16 protein-coding genes are annotated in these 19583 nt (G+C 69.2%); 8 read left to right on the plus strand and 8 right to left on the minus strand.

Annotated features, from left to right (window positions below):
- The first annotated feature begins 433 nt into the window (after nt 1–433).
- Both fdhA and JFC09_RS03995 read left to right on the plus strand, forming a co-directional pair.
- Complete coding sequence (gene fdhA / locus JFC09_RS03990) at nt 434–1648, plus strand: formaldehyde dehydrogenase, glutathione-independent (protein WP_198392645.1); 1215 nt, start codon at nt 434–436, stop codon at nt 1646–1648.
- Nucleotides 1649–2041: 393 nt separating this feature from the next.
- Nucleotides 2042–4390, plus strand: a complete 2349-nt coding sequence (locus JFC09_RS03995) for an HNH endonuclease signature motif containing protein (RefSeq protein ID WP_198392646.1) — start codon at nt 2042–2044, stop codon at nt 4388–4390.
- Between the two features lie 78 nt (nt 4391–4468).
- On the opposite strand, the gene purU is transcribed toward JFC09_RS03995, so the two are convergent.
- The 5 genes from purU to JFC09_RS04020 all read right to left on the minus strand — a co-directional run bounded on the left by purU (nt 4469) and on the right by JFC09_RS04020 (nt 11064).
- On the minus strand, nt 4469–5332 hold the full coding sequence (gene purU, locus JFC09_RS04000) for a formyltetrahydrofolate deformylase (RefSeq protein WP_198392647.1): 864 nt from the start codon (nt 5330–5332) through the stop codon (nt 4469–4471).
- A gap of 103 nt (nt 5333–5435) precedes the next feature.
- Entirely contained in the window at nt 5436–6224 is a 789-nt protein-coding gene (locus tag JFC09_RS04005) for a sarcosine oxidase subunit gamma (RefSeq protein WP_198392648.1), read from the minus strand.
- Nucleotides 6217–9318, minus strand: a complete 3102-nt coding sequence (locus JFC09_RS04010; protein ID WP_198392649.1) for a 2Fe-2S iron-sulfur cluster-binding protein — start codon at nt 9316–9318, stop codon at nt 6217–6219. The genes JFC09_RS04005 and JFC09_RS04010 overlap by 8 nt, the downstream gene beginning before the upstream one ends.
- Nucleotides 9315–9779 carry a sarcosine oxidase subunit delta gene (locus JFC09_RS04015; protein WP_198392650.1) on the minus strand — a complete coding sequence of 155 codons (465 nt, stop codon included), beginning with the start codon at nt 9777–9779 and terminating at the stop codon, nt 9315–9317. The genes JFC09_RS04010 and JFC09_RS04015 overlap by 4 nt, the downstream gene beginning before the upstream one ends.
- A gap of 67 nt (nt 9780–9846) precedes the next feature.
- Entirely contained in the window at nt 9847–11064 is a 1218-nt protein-coding gene (locus JFC09_RS04020) for a sarcosine oxidase subunit beta family protein (protein WP_198392651.1), read from the minus strand.
- Nucleotides 11065–11182: 118 nt separating this feature from the next.
- Here JFC09_RS04020 and JFC09_RS04025 point away from each other — a divergent pair, with 118 nt between their 5' ends.
- Complete coding sequence (locus JFC09_RS04025; RefSeq protein ID WP_232483041.1) at nt 11183–11956, plus strand: GntR family transcriptional regulator; 774 nt, start codon at nt 11183–11185, stop codon at nt 11954–11956.
- 54 nt (nt 11957–12010) lie between these two features.
- Here the strand turns inward: JFC09_RS04025 and JFC09_RS04030 are convergent, their stop codons facing one another.
- On the minus strand, nt 12011–12928 hold the full coding sequence (locus JFC09_RS04030) for a LysR family transcriptional regulator (RefSeq protein WP_232483178.1): 918 nt from the start codon (nt 12926–12928) through the stop codon (nt 12011–12013).
- A 128-nt stretch (nt 12929–13056) separates the two neighbouring features.
- Between JFC09_RS04030 and JFC09_RS04035 the strand changes: the two genes are divergently transcribed.
- Nucleotides 13057–13557: an AraC family transcriptional regulator gene (locus JFC09_RS04035; protein ID WP_198392653.1), complete on the plus strand. Its 501-nt coding sequence runs from the start codon at nt 13057–13059 to the stop codon at nt 13555–13557.
- Between the two features lie 168 nt (nt 13558–13725).
- Here JFC09_RS04035 and JFC09_RS17045 read toward each other — a convergent pair whose 3' ends face one another.
- Nucleotides 13726–14103 carry a hypothetical protein gene (locus tag JFC09_RS17045; RefSeq protein WP_408610940.1) on the minus strand — a complete coding sequence of 126 codons (378 nt, stop codon included), beginning with the start codon at nt 14101–14103 and terminating at the stop codon, nt 13726–13728.
- A 191-nt stretch (nt 14104–14294) separates the two neighbouring features.
- On the opposite strand from JFC09_RS17045, the gene dnaK reads away from it, so the two are divergent.
- From dnaK to JFC09_RS04060, 4 genes are all read left to right on the plus strand, one after another.
- Entirely contained in the window at nt 14295–16151 is a 1857-nt protein-coding gene (dnaK, locus tag JFC09_RS04045) for a molecular chaperone DnaK (RefSeq protein WP_198392655.1), read from the plus strand.
- The gene (locus tag JFC09_RS04050; protein WP_198392656.1) at nt 16148–16936 is read left to right on the plus strand and encodes a nucleotide exchange factor GrpE; all 789 of its coding nucleotides are present in this window, start codon (nt 16148–16150) and stop codon (nt 16934–16936) included. The genes dnaK and JFC09_RS04050 overlap by 4 nt, the downstream gene beginning before the upstream one ends.
- Nucleotides 16937–17075: 139 nt before the next feature.
- The gene (locus tag JFC09_RS04055; protein WP_198392657.1) at nt 17076–18107 is read left to right on the plus strand and encodes a DnaJ C-terminal domain-containing protein; all 1032 of its coding nucleotides are present in this window, start codon (nt 17076–17078) and stop codon (nt 18105–18107) included.
- 6 nt (nt 18108–18113) lie between these two features.
- Nucleotides 18114–18578, plus strand: coding sequence for a heat shock protein transcriptional repressor HspR (locus tag JFC09_RS04060; protein WP_198392808.1), 465 nt, complete (start codon nt 18114–18116; stop codon nt 18576–18578).
- 11 nt (nt 18579–18589) lie between these two features.
- Here JFC09_RS04060 and JFC09_RS04065 read toward each other — a convergent pair whose 3' ends face one another.
- Nucleotides 18590–19369, minus strand: a complete 780-nt coding sequence (locus JFC09_RS04065; RefSeq protein ID WP_198392658.1) for a maleylpyruvate isomerase N-terminal domain-containing protein — start codon at nt 19367–19369, stop codon at nt 18590–18592.
- Between the last annotated feature and the right edge of the window lie 214 nt (nt 19370–19583).

Here is a 19583-nt window from a genome sequence, read left to right on the forward strand (position 1 = left end):
TGTCTGCTCCAACGGTGGGACTGGCGGGGAGGGTGGAACGAGTGGGACTGGCGGGGAGGGTGGAACGAGTGGGACTGGCGGAACTGGTGAGTGGGGTGGAACTGATGGGGAGGGTGGGGTTCTCCGGCTGGGACTGGAGGGGCTCTCCGGCGCACACCGATGTGCGCTGCGTCACCGGCAACCCTATGAACGCGGCGGACGCAGGAAAAGCGCAAGTATTCGCGGATGAACGTGCGGGTAAGGTGCACGGTCGCCGTCGTCTCCCGCGGGAACGCGAGGAAGGGCATCCGGGTGGTGTCCTACGGATGCTCGGCAGCCGTGGGTGCGGCGCTGAAGTGCGCTCACCGAACTCTTGACGGCCGTGAGCGGGGACCGCAGACTGCTGGGGCACATGGATATCCGACAGATATATCAACGGATCGGGGACTCAACGATGAGTAACAGGGCAGTGAGCTATGCGGGGCCCGGGAGCGTCGAGGTGGTCGACACCCCGTACCCGGAGTTCGAACTCAAGGACGGGCCGGGGGTCAACCCCGCGAACGTGGGTCGACAGGTGCACCACGGCGTCATCCTCAAGACGATCGCCACCAACATCTGCGGGTCGGACCAGCACATGGTGCGCGGTCGGACGACGGCGCCGGTGGGGCTGGTGCTGGGGCACGAGATCACCGGTGAGGTCGTCGAGGTCGGTCGCGACGTCGAATTCGTGAAGGTGGGGGATGTCGTCTCCGTCCCCTTCAACATCGCGTGCGGCCGCTGCCGCAACTGCAAGGAGGGGCAGACCGGCATCTGCCTCAACGTGAATCCCGACCGGCCCGGGTCCGCGTACGGCTATGTCGACATGGGCGGCTGGGTGGGCGGCCAGGCCGAATACGTGCTGGTCCCGTACGCCGACTGGAACGTCCTGAAGTTCCCCGACCGCGACCAGGCGATGGAGAAGATCCTGGACCTCACGATGCTGTCGGACATCTTCCCGACCGGTTTCCACGGTGCGGTGGGCGCGGGGGTGACCGTCGGGTCGACCGTGTACGTCGCGGGAGCCGGCCCGGTCGGGCTGGCGGCTGCGACCTCGGCGCATCTGCTGGGTGCGGCCGTTGTCATCGTCGGTGACCTCAACGAGGACCGGTTGGCGCAGGCGCGCAGCTTCGGCTGCGAGACCGTCGACGTGTCGAAGGGGGATCCGGCCGACCAGATCGAGCAGATCCTGGGCGTGCCGGAGGTGGACTGTGGCATCGACGCCGTCGGCTTCGAGGCGCGCGGGCACGGGAAGGACGCCGCGACCGAGGCCCCGGCCACCGTCCTGAATTCCCTCATGGAGATCACCCGGGCCGGAGGAAGCCTGGGGATCCCCGGCCTGTACGTCACCGGTGATCCCGGGGCCGCGGACGAGGCGGCGAAGCAGGGATCCCTGTCCATGCGGTTCGGCTTGGGGTTCGCAAAATCGCACACCTTCGTCACAGGGCAGTGCCCTGTCATGAAGTACCACCGGGGGCTCATGCAGGCGATCCTCGCGGACAAGGTGAGCATCGGGAAGAACGTGAAGGCGACCCCGATCTCGCTGGAGGACGCCCCGCAGGGGTACGCGGCGTTCGACGAGGGCGCGGCGCAGAAGTTCGTCCTCGACCCGCACGGGGTCATCCCGCGCTGACACGCCGGGTTGGGTGTGCCGCTTTGGTGCGCGCTGGGGCGTGCACCGGGTGTCTGCTCGATGCACGATATTGCGGCCGAGGTCGGGGCCAGAAGTGGTCCCGACCTCGGCTTTTCGCTGCCGCAAGGTGGCGTCCGCGTCGCGGTAGCAATCCCGTACACAGGTTACGTACGCACGGCCCGCCAGGGTCTCCGCCTGTGACCTCAAGTGCGAATGGCCTGACCAGGGCATTTGTGATGCTTGTTCAGTGTCAAGCCTGCATGTGAGGACACCCAGCCGCGAGCATGGAAAGCGAAATAACTCTGGTGCGGAGGCCGCCTATCGAATAAACTGTTCGAATACAGAATGGATCACGGCGGGGTGGTTCAGAGCAGGAGCAGGGGAGGTGCGGCCATGTCGGTGGGGCACGAACCCGATGAGAGCGTCGAGGATCCGACGTTCAAGGTGCCGTTCTCCTCTGCGGACAGAGAGCTGCTGACGAATCGGGCGCCGCAGGTCCTCGAACTTCTCGACCTCATGGCTGAGCTGCGTGAGGACACCGGATCGTGCGGTTCTCTGGGGTCTGCGGAGACGCTCGCAGTGCTGCGGGCTCTGGAACTCGCAGGACGGCTCCTCGAATCCGTGAGCACGGACATGCTGTCGGCCTACCGGCGCATGGGAGACAGCGCTGCTCACGGATATCGGACGACGGAGGCCCTGTTGGTGGGAGAGTTCCGCATCACTCCGCGAGAAGCACGTCGTCGCGCGAACCTCAGTGATCAGCTGTCCGGGCGGATCTCGGAATCGGGTGAAGTGCTCCAGCCTGTTCGCCCTGCGATTGCGGATAACTTCGCTGATGGCCGGATCAGCGCAGATGAGGCCCGTGCGCTGTGCGATGCGGTCGACTCGCTCCCGCCCACAGCTGCGCAGATGTACGCGGACAGGGTGGAGAAGACACTGGTCGAACTCGCGCCCACCGTGCAGCTCAGGGATTTCCCCAAGCTCTGCAACCGCATCATCCAGCACATCGATCCTGACGGTGCTCTGCCGTCGCTCGAACCGGAGCCGCTCAAGTACAACGTCACCCTGGCTCAGCAGCGCAACGGTGACTGGAGGCTGAGAGGGCTGCTGAGCTGCCCGACGGGGACGACGCTGCACGCGCTCCTCTACGGGCGCATGAAGGACGCGGACGTGCCTGTGACGGTACGGCCGCACCGAGCGTGCAACGCCGACGCTGAACAAGCCGATATCGTTGGCGACGCCGGAAAGACGGCGGCAGCCGCCGGCACCGAGGCAGAGGCTGGGGCTGGCACTGAGGCAGAAGCTGGGGCCGGAACCGGAGCACAAGCTGGGGCCGGTGTCGGGGCAACCGTCAGCACTGAGGCAGAGACTGGGGCGGGTACCGGGGCAACCGTCAGCACCGAGGCAGAGGCTGGAACGGGTGCCGGGGCAGAGGCTGGGGCCGATACCGGGGCAGAGGCTGGAGTCCGTGGGGCGGAGACGCCTGGATCAGAGCCGGGAACAGGGAGTGGGAGCAACGGCGGAGCAGTCCGGGAGAACCAGGAAGGTGCCGGACGACGTGAGACCTCCTGGGAGTCGGCCCCCTTCGTTCCTCCGGCGGATGAGGATGCGTACTCGGCCTCTTCCGCTGTCGGAGACCATGAGATGCCGAAGGTCCCGCTCGAAGCGCTGTGGGAGAGTACCCGGGTCAGAGTCCATGCTGACGCGCGCGTCGAGATCAACGGAGTCACCTGGACGCTCGACGAAGACGAACCGCAGTTCGTCCTCAGTGAGACTGGATGGCCGGCTCTCCTCCCGGAGAGGATCTTCCACGAAGTGCAGAAACTGTTGACGGTGGCACGGCAGGCCGAACAGGGCGAAGCGGAATCAGTGCTGTGGGAGAAAGTCCTCGGCCGACGGCCGGCCGGACCGGACGCGGATGACGTAGGGACCACTGTGCTCAGCGAGGGCGTGACAGCCGGCGATGGCACCGCATTCAGCGGGAGGACTGTGCCCACTGGGAGCACTGCGCCTGATGGGGGCACTGGGCACATCGGGGGCTCTGTAAACACGGGGAGCTCCATGTCCAGTGGCGTTCCCACACCCAGCGGTGTCTTCTCGGACGGCAGTCGCTCCGAAGCTTTCGTGGACTTCGAGGAGACCGCGGCTACCAATCCGGGGGTTGCTCGCCACGACCGCTTCGCGTTCCTCCTGCGATGCGTCGCGCGTGAGCGGGTCCTCCACGGCGCGGACCACGCGCTGGTGATCACCGCACGTCCCGACGACCTCACGAAGCCCAGCAGCATCCTCACCACCCACACCGGGTCACCGGTCAGCCTCGCCGCAACCGAACAGTGGTCGAACGCCGCGCAGACGTTCCTCCACCTGCTCGACGACGGGGGTCGCACCGTTCAGGTCCGCTCACAGGGCCGCTTCGCGACGCGCAGTCAGATGGCAGTGCTGGCTGCCCGCGACCAGGGGTGCACCTTCCCCGACTGCGATGCCCCCGCCGAATGGTGCGAGGCCCACCACATCATCGCGTGGGCGCGAGGAGGCGAAACCTCGATCGACAACCTGACGCTGCTGTGCCCCTTCCACCACAGGTGGTTCGAGAAGTCCGGGTGGGACGGGCGCTTCCTCAACGGGCTCCCCGCGTGGGTGCCTCCCCGGCACATCGACCGGAAGCAGCGACCGCTGTACCACTCGCGCTTCCGGGTGGCGCTGCTGGACCTTCCCCCGGAACTGCCCCTCACCGCAGGGTGATGGCCCGGGCCCGCCACCGTCAAGCTGTGGTGACGATCCATCCGAGGCGACGCCCCCACCTCTACCGAGACGGCTTCCTCACCGCAGGATGACGGTCCTGTCGCCGTTGAGGAAGACGCGGGAGTCGCAGTGCCATTTCACAGCATCGGCGAGTGCCTTGTTCTCCGAATCACGGCCCGCGGCGACGAGGTCCTCCGGGCCGTGAGTGTGGTCGACCTCGATGACCTGCTGAGTGATGATCGGTCCCTCGTCCAGCTCGTCGTTGACGTAGTGCGCGGTCGCCCCCACGGTCTTCACACCGCGGGCATACGCCTGGTGGTACGGCTTCGCACCCTTGAACGACGGGAGGAACGAATGGTGGATGTTGATCGCCCTCCCGGTGAGCTCCCGTGACAATTCGTCCGAAAGGATCTGCATGTAGCGGGCGAGGACCACCAGATCGACCTCGAACCGGTCCACCAGATCCAGCAGACGGGCCTCCGCCTCTGCCTTCGTGTCCTTCGTGACCGGCACGTGGTGGAAGGGGATGCCGTGCCACTCGACCGTCTGGCGGTGATCAGGATGGTTCGACACGACCGCGACGATCTCCGCGTTGAGCTCCCCCATCCGCGCGCGGTACAGCAGGTCGTTGAGGCAGTGCCCGAACTTCGACACCATGACCAGCACCCGCTGCTTCTGAGCGGTGGGCCGCAGCGACCAGTCGGCGCGGAACTCCTCAGCCAGCACTGCGAAGTCGGCGCGGACCTTCTCCGGGTCTGCACCCTCACTCAGGGAGAAGCGGATCCGCGAGAAGAAATGGTCCGTCAGCGGGTCGTCGAACTGCTTGAGCTCGATGATGTCACCGCCGTGCTCCACGAGCACACCGGTCAAGCCGTGGACGATCCCGCGGCGCTGCGGGCAAGTGAACGTGACGACGAAGTCGAGGGCTGTAGGGGCGGGCATGGGGGCCTCCTGGGTCGTTCGAAGAGGGATCACTGCTGTGTCGGGGCTGTGTCGGGGAAGAAAACATGACCCGTCTGCCGACTATTGGGGGTCGCTCTCCCGACTACCGGGGGTCACGGAACTCGAGCATCGCGTCGAGCAGCCACCGCACCGTGTACTCGGCGAATGACGAGCGGGGCAGCAGTCGGAACGTGTCCTCGTGTGCACGATGGACGATCATCTGCACTGGGCCCACGAGTGTCGACACCGCGGCCCCCACCGGGAACGCCCGAGGATGCAGGTCGACATGGCAGCCCTTCTCCAGAACCGCCCGGGCGGGCTCCCCACTCAGCTCCAGCACCGTCCGGTTGCCGGATAGATCGAGCACCTGCCCGGGGGCGCGGCCGGCCCCCGGCCGATCGTCGTCCAGAGCAGCCGCTGCAGCATCCGCCACACCGGGTTCGTGGGTGCGCGACACGTCGACCAGGAGGAACTCGTCGGGCGACAGCCAGACGCAGTGGGCGCCGTCCGGGTCACCGGTGGTCCGACCGGCACTGTCCGGCAGGGCCACCCCAAGCACCTGCGTGATCCGGTCGGCGGCGGCACCGCCCTGATGGGCGCGGATCCCCAACTGCAGAGCGAACGGGATCTCCCGGAGGGAGACCCCATCCGGCCCCTCGCTGCTGGCCGCCGCCATGTCCGCGGCGAGAGACTGTGCGGGCGACCGCAGCAGGGAGGTGGGATTCGGCCTCGGCCCCGGGAACGAGGCCCCCGACGCGGGTGCGGCGGCACCCGACCTCGGCGACGTGGTCACCGTTCCGTGCACGCCCGCCCCCTGCGAGCCTGCTTGGTGCGCGCCGACCCCCTGCGAGCCAACCCCCTCTGATTCGAGTGTGTGCGTGGTGTCAGCCATCGCGGCGGCTCCCTTCCGGGTCGATGAAGACGGATGAGACGATCTCGACGTCGACGAGTTCGCCGTTCACGGGGGACTGGACGATCTCGCCCATCCGGTTGAAGCCGTTCTCCACGAGCGCCAGGCCGAACGGGCGACCCAGCTCCGCGGACAGGTACGACGACGTGACATGGCCGATCATCGGCACGGGACCGACCTCCGGCGTCACGGGGGTGCCCGCACTGATGAGCTGCGCACCCTCATCGAGCCGGGTGGCACCGTCGACCGGCAGGACACCCACGAAGTGCTTCCTGTCCGGCCGGGCGGTGTCCTCCCGCTGGAACGACCGCTTGCCGATGAAGTCCTTGAACTTCGACACGGCCCAGCTCATGCCCGCGTCGTGCGGGGTGACGGTGCCGTCCGTGTCCTGCCCGATGATGAGCAGGCCCTTCTCCGCGCGCAGCACGTGCATCGTCTCCGTGCCGTACGGGGTGATGTCGAACTCGGCCCCCGCCTCCGCGATGAGTTCCCATGCGGCCAGGCCGTAGAAGTTGCCCACGTTGACCTCGAACGCGAGCTCGCCGGAGAACGACACCCGGCAGATCCGCGCGGGAATGCCGTTCGCAAGCGTCGTCTCCCGGATCTCCATGAACGGGAACGCGTCGTTGGACACGTCCAGTTCCGGTGCGATCTTCGCGATGACGTCCCGGGACCGGGGACCCGCGACGGCGATCGTGTTCCACTGCTCTGTGACGGAGGTGAAGAACACGTCCATGTCCGGCCATTCCGTCTGGTGCCATTCCTCCATCCAGTCGAGCACACCGGCGGCGCCGCCTGTGGTCGTCGTCATGAGGTAGCGGTCGTCGGCGAGCCTGATCGTCACGCCGTCGTCGAACAGCATCCCGTCGGGGGTGCACATGAGACCGTAGCGGCCCTTGCCCACCGCGAGCTTCGCGAACCCGTTCGTGTAGACCCGGTTGAGGAACTCGGGGGCGTCCGCGCCCCGGATCTCGATCTTCCCCAGCGTCGAGGCGTCCATGAACCCCACGGACGTGCGGACGGCGGCACATTCGCGCAGCACTGCGGCGTCCATGTCCTCGTCGCCCTGTGGGAAGTACCAGGGGCGCTTCCACTGACCGACGTCCTCGAACAGGGCACCGTGCGCCACGTGCCAGGGCTGGATGTTCGTGACGCGGGCGGGTTCGTACAGATCGCCACGCCGCCGTCCGGCCAGCGCCGCGAACGCGACGGGTGTGTACGGCGGGCGGTTGGTCGAGGTCCCGACGGACGCCGGATCCGCGCCGTCCAGCAGGGAGGCGATGACTCCCATCGCGTTGACGCTGCTGGTCTTGCCCTGGTCGTTCGCCGTCGAGATCGACGTGTACCGCTTGATGTGCTCGACCGACCGCATCCCCGCACCGACCGCGCGCAGCACGTCCGCGACCGTCTGGTCGCGCTGGAGGTCGACGACATGGCTGTCCCACGCCTCGGGCGCGAGCCACACGTCGCCCGCGGCGGCCTCGGCGCTTCCAGCGTCTTGCCCGACACCGTCGTGCTCACCGGCATCGGCAGAGCTGCCACCGGTGCTGCCCGGGGCGGCGACGAGCCACAGCGGGCGCACCGGCCCCACCTCTTCCGCCGAGGCCGCAGGCACCACGAGCGGACCCGTCGCCCCCGTGGCCGCGGCCGCGTCGTGCCCGGCGTGGGCACCTTCGGTGAGGGCCTCGGCGAGCGTCATCGCACCGTTGGCGGCGCCCGCCACGGCCTGCCCGGCGACCGGGGCCTCGGGCACGAAGGCCGCGAGCGCGTCGTCCCAGCGGGTGCGGCCCATTCGCTGCGTGTGGAGGTGGAGGACGGGGGAGTGGCCCCCGGAGACGGCGAGCACGTCGGCCTCGACCGATTCGACGGCACCGGTGATGCGGCCGGAGTCGTCGACGGGGGCGAAGGACACGCGGGTGATGCGGCCGGTGCCCGTCGCAGGTGCGACTTCCGGCGGAGCCGCCGCGCCCGAGGCGGTCCCACCCTGGACGGTTGCGCCGCCGGCCCCCGCGCCCGAGCCTCCCGCGCCCGAGGTGCCCACGACTGCCGCGCCGAACACACCTCGGGTGCCGGTCGCCTCGAGCACGGCACGGGCGCGTGCCGTGGGCTCCGTGCGGGAGTCGACGACGACGGGAACGCCGATGCCCGCGCTGTGGAGGTCCTCGACGAGTGCGTACGCGCTGTCGTTCGTCGTCATCACGGCGATGCTGTTCCCGACTGCGGCGGCATACCGGTTGAGGTAGGTGCGGACGGCGCCGGCGAGCATGACACCGGGCCGGTCGTTGTCCGCGAACACGAGGGGGCGCTCGTGTGCGCCGGTCGCGAGGACGACCCGCTTGGCGCGGATGTGCCACACGCGTTCGCGGGGGACGCCGGCGCGGACAGGGGTGTCGACGTCCGCCGCGCGGCGCTCGACCGCGACGACGTAGTTCGAGTCGTAGGAGCCGATCGCCGTGGTCCGCCGCATGTACGTGAACTCCGGCTGCGCCTCCAGCCGGTCGAGCATGGCGTGCACCCAGTCGACGGCGTCCGTCCCGTCGATGGTGTCGTCCCTCCCTGCCAGTTCTCGGCAGGACAGCAGGGAGCCGCCGGGCCGGGACTGCTCGTCGACCAGGAGAGTGCGGGCGCCGGTCTTCGCGGCCTCGCGCGAGGCGGCGATCCCGGCAGGTCCCGCACCGACGACGAGCACGTCCGTGTGGACGTACTTCCGGTCGTAGTAGGCATCGTCCCCGATCGGGTCGAGCACACCCATGCCCTGCAACCAGTGGGCGTGGAGCCCGTCGATGGCCTCGACCGTGGTGGCCGGCAGCATCGATTCGGAGGGCGCCCCCGGTGTGCGGGCCTCGACGGTGAGGAGGGCGTTCGGCTCCTCCACACCGGCAGCGAGGATCCCACGGGGCCGGGACTTGTAGAGGGAGGGCCCGCACGCGAGGTCGCCGGACGCGATGGCCGCGCTTGCGACGGTGTCGCCGGCGAAGGCGGGGACGGTGGTGCCGTCGACGGTGACGGAGAGGTGCGTGTGCCGATCGATTCCGTGTCCGGGCGAGCGGTCGGGCCCCAGGCGGTACGACGTCATGCGGAATCACTCCCGGATTCAGTGGAAGAGGCGGACGGGGAGGAAGGTGTGGGGCCGGTAGGGGAGGCGCCGGGTGAGGCGGGGCCGGAAGGGGAGGCCCCAGGTGAGGCAGGGCCGGAAGGGGAAGCCCCGGGTGAGGCGGGGCCGGCAGGCGCCACCGCGGGCGAGCCGCTCACCAGGTGGGCATACTCGTGCGGGGGCTGGGCGCCCATCGGGTAGACCGCCAGGAACTCGTAGCTCGCGGTGTCGCGGATCGCGTTGAACCACTTGCGGCAGCCCACCCCGTGCTGCCAGCGCTCCGCGAACGGTCCGCGCGGGTTGTCGCGGTAGAAGAGGAACTCCGCCCACTGCGCGTCGGTGAGAGCGTACGGGTCCTCCGGGTAGGCGACGTGCGCCTGGCCCCCGTAGTGGAACTCGACCTCGTCACGGGGCCCGCAGTGCGGGCAGTCGATGAGGAGCATGACCGATCAGGCCTTTCGTGTGGGGGAGGTGCGGTGCGACAGCGTGACCACGAGGGGCGTCGGGCGGTCAGTGCGCGACACCGGCTGCACCGTGCTCGTCGATGAGGTGACCGGTCTCGAACCGGTCGAGGAGGAACGGCTCGTTGAGGGGATGCGGCGAACCGGTCGCGATCGTGTGCGCGAAGGTGAAACCGGCCCCGGGAGTCCCCTTGAACCCACCCGTGCCCCAGCCGCAGTTCACGTACAGCTCATCGATGGGTGTGGGGGAGACGACGGGCGAGGCGTCATCGGTGGTGTCGACGACGCCTCCCCACGTGCGCAGCAGGTGGGCGCGGGAGAAGATCGGGAACAGCTCCACCGCTGCGGCCATCTGATCCTCGATGACGTGGAAGCCTCCGCGCTGGCCGTACCCGTTGTAGGCGTCGGCGCCGGCGCCCATCACCAGTTCGCCCTTGTGCGCCTGCGACACGTACACGTGGACGTGGTTCGACATGACCACCGTCGGATGCACGGGCTCGAACAGCTCCGACACCAGCGCCTGCAGCGGGCGCGACCGGATGGGGAGCCGGAAACCGGCGAGGTCCGCGAGGACACTCGAATGCCCCGCAGCGGCGAGGCCGACCTTGCCGGCGGCGATCCGGCCGCGGTTCGTCTCGACCCCCACCACCCGGTTGCCGTCCTTGACGAAGCCGGTGACCTCGCAGTTCTGGATGATGTCGACGCCCATCGCGTCGCAGGCCCGCGCGAACGCCCACGCGACGTGATCGTGCTTCGCGATGCCCGCGCGAGCCTGGTACGTGGCCCCCAGGACCGGGTAGCGGATGTCGTCGGAGATGTTGAGGATGGGGCACACCTCCTTCGCCTCGTCGGGCGAGAGGAACTCCGCGTCCACACCGTTGAGCTGGTTCGCGTGTGCACGGCGACGGGACTCGCGGACGTCCTGGAGGGTGTGCGCGAGGTTGAGGACGCCGCGCTGCGAGAAGAGGAAGTCGTAGTCGAGCTCTTCGGGCAGCTGCTCCCACAGGCGGATCGAGTGCTCGTAGATCGCGGCCGACTCGTCCCACAGGTAGTTCGACCGGATGATCGTCGTGTTGCGCGCCATGTTGCCGCCGGCGAGCCAGCCGCGCTCCAGGATCGCGATGTTCGTCATCCCGTGGTTCCGGGCCAGGTAGTAGGCCGCGGCGAGTCCGTGACCGCCACCGCCGACGATGACAGCGTCGTACGAGGGCTTCGGGTCGGGGTTCCGCCAGAGGAATTCGGGATGCTCGGGAAGCGATTCGGCCACGTGTGCGCTCCTTCGCGCCGATCGGGGCGTGCGCCCCTCTTGATGGGCAACTGATATATCAGTTGTGGGTCTATAGTAGGTCGAGTGATCCGAGCAACGCAAGAGGGGACGTGCTGACATGTCGGAAGCGACATCCGCGGCGCGGACGACGATGGAGGAGCCGGTCGCAGCGGGTGCGACCGGGGCGGACTCGACGGTGCCCGAGGCGACGACTGCGGGTGCGACAGTCGCGCAGGCGGCGACCGCCGTTCGCGCCCCCGCTGACGAGACCCTCGCCGATCGCGCCTACCGGATCCTGCGTGACCGGCTCGTCCTCCTCGAGATCGCTCCGGGCGAACCCCTGTCGGAGACGATCCTGTCGGAGGAGACCGGGGTGGGGCGCACCCCGCTGCGGGAGGCCCTCAAGAGGCTCGAAGCGGACCACCTGGTCGTCACGTACCCGCGGCGCGGGACGTTCGCCACAGCCGTGGACCTCACCGACCTCGCGGAGATCTCCGATATCCGAGGCGCCCTCGTCCCGCTCGCCGCCCGTCGTGCCGCGGCGGTGCGCGGGGGCGACGCCGCTGAGGACCTCCGCGCCGTGCTCGTGCAGGTGCGTGCGATCACGGGGGAGGAGTCCCGGCGCGACCTCATGGAACTGGACCTCGACGTCCACAGGATCATCGACCGTGCGGCGTCGAGCCCCTATCTCGAGGAGACACTCGTGCGGCTGGACGGACTCGTCACCCGCCTCTGGTGCCTGCTCATCGACCGGCTGCCGGTCATGCGCGATCACATCCGGGAGCACATCCCCCTCATGGAGGCGATCCTGTCCGGCGACGAGGGCGTCGCGGAAGAGCTCGCCCACGAACACGTCCGCCACTTCGACACGGCGGTCCGCGCGGTCCTCTGACCGGCTGGTCGGCCGTGCGGTGGGTCGGATTCCCTGACCTGCTGGGAGGTGGGGTCAGCTGGGGGTGCGGGTGGCCTCGGCGGTGGTGCGGAGCGCCTCGAGCGCTTCGGAGAAGACGCTGTGGGTGCTCGCGCCGCGACGGAGGACGGCGAGGACGCGGCGGCTGGGAGCGGACGGGCCGTGCAGCGGGATCCGCACGGCGCGGGTGTTCCCGCTCAACCGCATGAGGCGTGGGATGAACGCGACCCCCAGCCCGTCGCCCACGAGCGACTCCTGCGATCCCCAGTCCGACACCTGGTGCGCGACCCGCGGGGTGACACCTGCAGCGGCGAACGCGGTGACGAACAGCGCCCGGTACGGGGTGCCGGGACGGTCGGTGATCCACGGGTCCCCGCCCAGCTCCTCCAGCCCCACCGAGCTGCGTGAGGCCAGCGGGTGATCCGCCGGGACGAGGACGTCCAGCGGGTCGTCGAGCAAGGGGATCTGCTCGACCCGGCGCTCGTTGAGCTCCTGCGTCATCTGCATCGCGACGATGACGGCGATGTCGAGCCGATCCGCGGTGAGGAGGTCCACGCACCGCGCCGGGTCGGCCTCGACGATGTGGACGTCGAGGCCGGGGTGGACCGCTTTGAGGTGGGCGGCGACGGGGGACAGCAGCGAGCTGGTCGCGGTGGAGAACCCTCCCAGGCGAACGAGCGCGGGCGTGAGGTGCTGGTCCGCGTCCCGGACCGCCGCGTGCGTCTCCTCCCAGAGGGTCACGAGGTCGTCCGTGCGTTCGACGAGCGCCGCACCGGCGGCCGTGAGCCGGAGGCCCCGACCGTCCCGCACGATGAGGCGCACACCCAGGGCGCGCTGGTACTCGCGCAGCTGGGCGGAGACCGCGGAAGGGGAGTAGCCGAGGGCCTCGGCGGTGGCGGAGATGGTCTCCCGCGCGGCGAACGTGCGCAGGACGGTGAGGCGGTGATCGAGCAGGACGGTCTCCTTCGACGGAGGAACCGGGGCGCACGAGCAGCGGTGGTCGTGCGGCCGCGCGCGGTGCGCGGTGTTTGTAATCAACCACACCAGGGTTGTCGGAATCAAGGGGGCGGCCCGCGGTCGGGATGATCGTCCCATGGTGGTCGGGCCGGGCCGGGCCGGACCTGGAGACCCTCGCGCTGCCGCGGCGTGCCCGCGACCGGATGGCCCGGGTGTGCGCCAGCCCGCGGGACTTGGAATCGCTCGCGCTATCCGTCCACCTGTCACCCGCCCACTTCAGCCGTCAGTTCAAGCGCGCCTACGGGGAGTCCCCGTACTCGTACCTCATGACCTGCCGGATCGAGCGGGCCGCGGTGCTGCTGCGCATCATCGCGAAGGGCGCGCACTTCGGCGCGGACCTCGCGACCCCGGACCTCGCGACCCCGGACCTCGACGCCACGTTCGCGGCGATCGTCGCTGCCGGGGGAGAGGTGGTGCAGGGGCTCATCGAGCAGGACTGCGGTCTGCGTGACGCGGCTGTCCGCGACCCGGCGGGGAACCTCATCCGCATCCAGGAAGGCGAAGCGGGGCACGACGCAGGGATAGCGCAGGATGCGCTCCGCCGGGCAGCAGGGGCAGCAGGCTGACCGATCGCCGCACCGCGCGCGGGTGTCAGCCGACGGCGTGGCGGATTCCGAGCACCGCCGCGGTCGCCAGGAGCAGGCCGCCCGTCAAGCATGCAGACGCGGGCAGCGCCGACGGCGGTGAGATCCCGGTGCGGGCTGCTCGCGGGCCGGGATGTGCCGGTCGGACCGTCAGGGATGCGTGAGGCTGCGGGGGTGCCGGGCTCGGTGCCCCCGCCGGGGTCGGAGTCCCCGCCGGGGTCGGAGTGTCGCGTGCGCGCGGGATCCGGTCCAGGCTCTCATCCAGGCCCTCAGTCGCAGAGGTGACCGGTCTGGCCGAGGGAGGCGACCGCCCGGTTGTGGAAGTAGTCGTCTTCTCGGAGGTGCGTGATGCTGCCCGCGGTGAGGGGGGGAGCTCAGGTAGTCCAGCGTATCGACGGGCATGCCGATCCACTGGGCGATGACGAATGTCGCAGTGCCGCCGTGGGTGACGACGACCTTCTGGCGTGCGGGGGCCTCCATGATGACCGACATGGCCGCATAGACGCGGCGCACCCATCCCCGAGGCATCTCCCGCCCGTGAGCAGCCTCACGACGAATCCTCTCCGCAGGGGAATAACTCTCCACTGACAAGAGTTGAGTCTACTGAACGCAAGTTTGGTGAGGTTCGGTTTGACATGGACCCGGACCCCTCGCAAGACTTGCGGCAGAACCTGAGCCGACCCGGCTCAAAGAGTCTTCATCAATAGGAGAGTGAAACCATGGCACGAGCAGTCGGCATCGACCTCGGAACCACCAACTCGGTCGTCGCAGTCCTCGAGGGCGGCGAGCCCAAGGTCATCGCGAACGCGGAGGGTGCACGCACCACGCCGTCGGTCGTCGCGGTCAACAAGAACGGCGACTCGCTGATCGGCGACATCGCCAAGCGCCAGGCCGTCACGAACGTGAAGAACACCGTCGCGTCGGTCAAGCGCCACATGGGCACGGACTGGACGACGGAGCTGGGCGGCAAGACGATGACCGCACCGGAAGTCTCCGCGCGCATCCTCCAGAAGCTCAAGCACGACGCGGAGGACTACCTCAACGAGGAAGTCACCGACGCCGTCATCACCGTCCCCGCGTACTACAACGACGCGGAGCGCCAGGCGACGAAGGACGCCGGTGAGATTGCCGGCCTCAACGTCCTGCGCATCATCAACGAGCCCACCGCCGCAGCGCTGGCCTACGGCCTGGAGCGCGGCAAGGAGGACGAGCTCATCCTCGTGTTCGACCTGGGCGGCGGCACGTTCGACGTGTCCCTCCTGGAGGTCGGCAAGGACGAGGACGACTTCTCCACGATCCAGGTCCGCTCGACGTCCGGCGACAACAAGCTGGGCGGCGACGACTGGGACCAGCGGATCGTCGACCACCTCATCAAGACCGTCAAGGACAAGGACGGCGTCGACCTCTCCAACGACACCACCGCCCTGCAGCGCCTCAAGGAAGCCGCTGAGCAGGCGAAGAAGGAGCTGTCGTCGGCGTCCAGCACGAACATCTCCCTGCAGTACCTGTCGATGAGCCAGGACGGGCCGATCCACCTGGACGAGACGCTCACCCGTGCGAAGTTCGAGGACCTCACCTCGGACCTCCTCGACCGCACCAAGAAGCCGTTCGAGCAGGTCATCAAGGACGCGGGAGTCTCCGTCTCGGAGATCGACCACGTGGTCCTCGTGGGCGGCTCGACCCGTATGCCCGCGGTGAGCGAGGTCGTCGAGAAGCTCGCGAGCCGTGAGCCGAACAAGGGCGTCAACCCGGACGAGGTCGTGTCGGTCGGTGCGGCCGTGCAGGCCGGTGTGCTGAAGGGCGAGCGCAAGGACGTCCTCCTCATCGACGTCACCCCGCTGTCGCTGGGTCTGGAGACCAAGGGCGGCGTCATGACGAAGCTCATCGAGCGCAACACGCCGATCCCGACGAAGCGCAGCGAGACGTTCACGACGGCGGAGGACAACCAGCCGTCCGTGTCGATCCAGGTCTTCCAGGGTGAGCGCGAGTTCACGCGCGACAACAAGGCGCTGGGCACGTTCGAGCTGACCGGCATCGCGCCGGCTCCGCGCGGCGTCCCCCAGATCGAGGTCTCCTTCGATATCGATGCGAACGGCATCGTGCACGTGTCCGCGAAGGACAAGGGCACGAACAAGGAGCAGTCGATGACCATCACGGGTGGTTCCGCGATGGAGAAGGACGACATCGAGCGCATGGTCCGCGAGGCCGAGGAGCATGCGGAGGAGGACAAGAAGCGCCGCGAGGCGCAGGACGTCCGCAACAACGCGGAGACGCTCGCGTACCAGACGGAGAAGCTGGTCTCGGAGAACGAGGACAAGCTGCCGGAGGACGTGAAGACGGAGATCACCTCCGACGTCGACGCGCTGAAGGAAGCGCTGAAGGGCGAGGACGAGGACGCGGTGAAGACCGCGTACGACCGCCTGGTCGAGAACCAGCAGAAGATCGGCGAGGCGATCTACTCGCAGCAGACCGATGAGGCTGCGGCCGGTGCGGACGATGCCGAGGCCTCGGCGGACGCCGCTGAGGACGAGGTCATCGACGCGGAGGTCGTGGACGAGGACGAGGAGAACAAGTGACGGCGAACGAGGATCCCCAGGACGGGCGCACCGAACCGGGCTTCTCGTTCACCGACAAGCGCCGGGTCGACCCGGAGACGGGCGAGCTGAGGCCCGATGCGCAGGCGGATGCGAGCTCGGACACCGCCGCCGAGGCCCCGGCCGGCTCGGGTGAGCAGGCCGGGGGACCGGCCCACACCTCGGGAGCGGGGGCCGCGGGCGGCGCAGTCCCGGCGGACGGCACGGCCCAGCCCGGTGACGCGGGACCGTCGGACGCCGCGGCGCAGGCCGCGGGAGCCGACGCGGCGGACCTGGGGGTCGAGATCCCCGACGACGCGTCCTCGCTGGACGGTGCCGACGCGGCCGCGGACGAACCCCTCTCCGCGGACGCGCAGCTCGCAGCGGAACGGCTGGCGGACCTCCAGCGCATCAACGCGGAGTACGCGGCCTACCGCATGCGGGCGACACGGGAGCAGGACCGGGCGAAGGAGAACGGCGTCGTGTCGTTGGCCGAAGCCCTCATCCCCGTGCTCGACGAAGCGCGTCTCGCCAAGGAGAACGGCGATGTCACCGGACCCTTCGAGGTCCACGTGACCAAGCTGTTCGACGTGCTCGCGAAGGCAGGCGTCGTCCAGTACGGCGAAGTGGGCGAGGAGTTCGACCCCGCCTACCACGAAGCCCTCATGCAGCAGCCGAACGACGAGGTCGACGGCCCGACCGTCTTCATGGTCATGCAGCCCGGGTACCGCTACGGTGAGCGCATCATCCGTGCGGCCCGCGTGGGCGTCCAGCAGCCGGCCGACTGATTCGGCCCTCCGCCCGGGCCCGTGGCACAGGGAACTGTGGCCCACGGGTCCGGGCGGTCCATTCGGACGGTGACCGTCCCGACTCCGCGACTGCGGGGTCGGGTGCGGTGGCCGCCCAGCAGAGGAAGGGAGGTGCCAGGTGAATACCGGACCCCAGAACGACTGGTTCGAGAAGGATTTCTACAAGACCCTCGGCGTCTCCGCGGACGCCACGGACGCTGAGATCAAGAAGGCGTATCGGAAGCTCGCGCGGAAGTACCACCCGGACCAGAATCCGGGTGATGCGAAGGCCGAAGCGAAGTTCAAGGAGGTCGGGCAGGCCCACCAGGTGCTGGCCGACAAGGAGACGCGGGAGCAGTACGACCAGGTCCGCCAGATGGGCCGTGGTGCTCGCTTCACCGCGGGGTCCGGCGGACGAGGCGGTGGTGGCGGAGGATTCGAGGACATCTTCTCCGGCCTCTTCAACACGGGCGGTGGTCCTGCCGGCGGCAGCGGCGCCCGCTATCGGACCGGCGGCGCGGACGTGCCGCCGGACCTCGCCGACCTGCTGGGCGGGTTCGGCGGAGGCTCGCCCTACGGCGGGTCACCGTACGGGGGCGGGTTCTCGACCGGGCCGACGAAGGGCGGGGACTACAAGGCATCCACGTCGCTGTCCTTCACCGAAGCGGTCAAGGGTGCGTCGGTCAAGCTCACGATGCCCGGCGGCAAGCCGCTCACCGTCCGCACGCCCGTGGGTGTGAAGGACGGGCAGAAGGTGCGGCTCAAGGGGAAGGGCAAGCCCAGCCCGAACGGCGGGGAGGCCGGTGACCTCATCCTCACGGTGAACGTGAAGCCGCACCCTGTCTTCACCCGCGACGCCGACAACCTGCGGATGGAGCTGCCGGTGAGCTTCGCCGAGGCCGCACTGGGGGCGGAGGTCTCCGTCCCCACGCTGGACGGCCAGCCCGTGCGTGTGAAGATCCCCGCGGGCACCCCGTCCGGCCGTGTGCTGCGGGTGAGAGGCAAGGGTGTGGCGGGGAAGAAGGCGACGGGCGACCTGCTCGTCACCGTGGAGATCTCCGTGCCGAAGGATCTGCCGCAGGACGCCCGGGACGCGGTGGCCGCGTACCAGGACGCGACGGCGGGCATCGATCCGCGCGACGGGCTCGTGGACAGGGCCAGGAAGGCGTGATGGATGATGCGCATCCCAGCCAGTGCAGCGGTCTACGTCATCTCCGTCGCGGCGGAGCTCGCGGGCATGCACCCGCAGACGCTTCGTCAGTACGACCGGTTGGGGCTCGTCACCCCTGAGCGGACAGCGGGACGGGGGCGACGGTACTCGGCCGAGGACATCGCCCGCCTCCAGCTCATCCAGCAGCTGAGCCAGGACGAGGGGATCAACCTCGCGGGCATCCGCAAGATCCTCGATCTCCAGGACCAGTTGGCGCGGACGCGGGCGCGGGCTCGCGACCTCGAGCAGCAGGTCGAGCGGATGGAGGAGGCCGCGGGAACCGGTTCGCGCGTGTTCGCTGCCGGGACCAGCGGCGACGTGTTCTCGATCCTTCGCGGTGAGCGTCCGCGCCGCCGCGCGCCCGGGTCCGCTCTGGTCGTCTACCGGCCGGAGGGTCGGGGGAGGAAGAGCCCCGGCGCCCGCTGGGCGTAGGGGCGAGAGCCTCAGAGCCAGGCGGGCGGGGCCGGCAGGTCCTGGGCGGTGCCGCCGCGGATCCCCTTACGGCGATCGTCGGCGGTGGAGCGGGGCCAGCCGCGCCCCATGAGATAGGAGAGGACCTCTGCGGCTTCACCTGCCACGATGACGGGTTCAGTGCTGTCCCCGTCGTCTTTCGCCGCGCCGGTGCGGATGGTCCGGTGCTCGTCCCGGTCGAGGAACTCCAGCTCGTAGTGGGTCGTGACGCCCTTCTTCTCCCAGATGGGGGCGATGTCGTCGAACAGGCGGTCGACGATCGAAGCGGGGAAGTCGAGTGCGGTCGCACCGATCCCCAGGTCGAGCGCGTGGATGAACACTTCGCGGGTCCGCAGCCACGGGATCTCTGCGGCGACGATGTCGTCACCACGGCCCGAGACGACCCGGTTGGACCAGTCGGATTCGCTCATCGCGGCGAACGCTTCGTCGAGCTCCTCGACGACTTCGTGTGCGATCGCGATCGCGTCCTCGCCACCCGTGTGGGCGACTGATTCCTCGATCTCCCTGTCCCGCGCCTCCCGCGACGGGTACATGGGGTTCTCCACGCCGGTGCGGGCCCATTCGAGGAGCCGCATGAAGCCCTCCGCGTTGTGGACGACGTGCATCGCGACGTGGATCCGGCTCCACCCGGGCAGCAGGGACGGGTCGACCATCCCCTTGGGTGAGATCTGGTCGAGGGTCTTGAGGTAGAACCGCTCGCCCAGCGTGCGCAGGTCGAGAGCTGTCGTGAGGGACTCCGCATCGAAGGTCATGCACCCAGCCTATGCAATCCCGCGGACACCGGCCCACACTGTCCGAAGATCAGACGAAACAGGTCCGGCCCCGGGGAGGACCGGGGCACGGGAGGACCGGTCCGGGGAGGGCCGATCCGGGGAGGGTACGCGGCCGAGGAGGACCGGGGCCGGGGAAGGTACGCGGCCGAGGGGCGAACGGGGAGGTCGGAGCGACCCGCGGCCGGGGAAAGAC

This window comes from Brevibacterium yomogidense, from assembly GCF_016107685.1.
Lineage (GTDB): Bacteria > Actinomycetota > Actinomycetes > Actinomycetales > Brevibacteriaceae > Brevibacterium > Brevibacterium yomogidense.

Coding starts and splice junctions, on each gene's coding strand:
- JFC09_RS04015 (WP_198392650.1), bottom strand. CDS start 9,779: ATGCTCCTCATCGACTGCCCGCACTGCGGGCCCCGTGACGAGGTCGAG.
- JFC09_RS03995 (WP_198392646.1), top strand. CDS start 2,042: ATGTCGGTGGGGCACGAACCCGATGAGAGCGTCGAGGATCCGACGTTC.
- JFC09_RS04060 (WP_198392808.1), top strand. CDS start 18,114: ATGCGCATCCCAGCCAGTGCAGCGGTCTACGTCATCTCCGTCGCGGCG.
- JFC09_RS04025 (WP_232483041.1), top strand. CDS start 11,183: ATGTCGGAAGCGACATCCGCGGCGCGGACGACGATGGAGGAGCCGGTC.
- JFC09_RS04035 (WP_198392653.1), top strand. CDS start 13,057: ATGATCGTCCCATGGTGGTCGGGCCGGGCCGGGCCGGACCTGGAGACC.
- fdhA (WP_198392645.1), top strand. CDS start 434: ATGAGTAACAGGGCAGTGAGCTATGCGGGGCCCGGGAGCGTCGAGGTG.
- JFC09_RS04005 (WP_198392648.1), bottom strand. CDS start 6,224: ATGGCTGACACCACGCACACACTCGAATCAGAGGGGGTTGGCTCGCAG.
- purU (WP_198392647.1), bottom strand. CDS start 5,332: ATGCCCGCCCCTACAGCCCTCGACTTCGTCGTCACGTTCACTTGCCCG.
- JFC09_RS17045 (WP_408610940.1), bottom strand. CDS start 14,103: ATGCCTCGGGGATGGGTGCGCCGCGTCTATGCGGCCATGTCGGTCATC.
- JFC09_RS04010 (WP_198392649.1), bottom strand. CDS start 9,318: ATGACGTCGTACCGCCTGGGGCCCGACCGCTCGCCCGGACACGGAATC.
- JFC09_RS04065 (WP_198392658.1), bottom strand. CDS start 19,369: ATGACCTTCGATGCGGAGTCCCTCACGACAGCTCTCGACCTGCGCACG.
- dnaK (WP_198392655.1), top strand. CDS start 14,295: ATGGCACGAGCAGTCGGCATCGACCTCGGAACCACCAACTCGGTCGTC.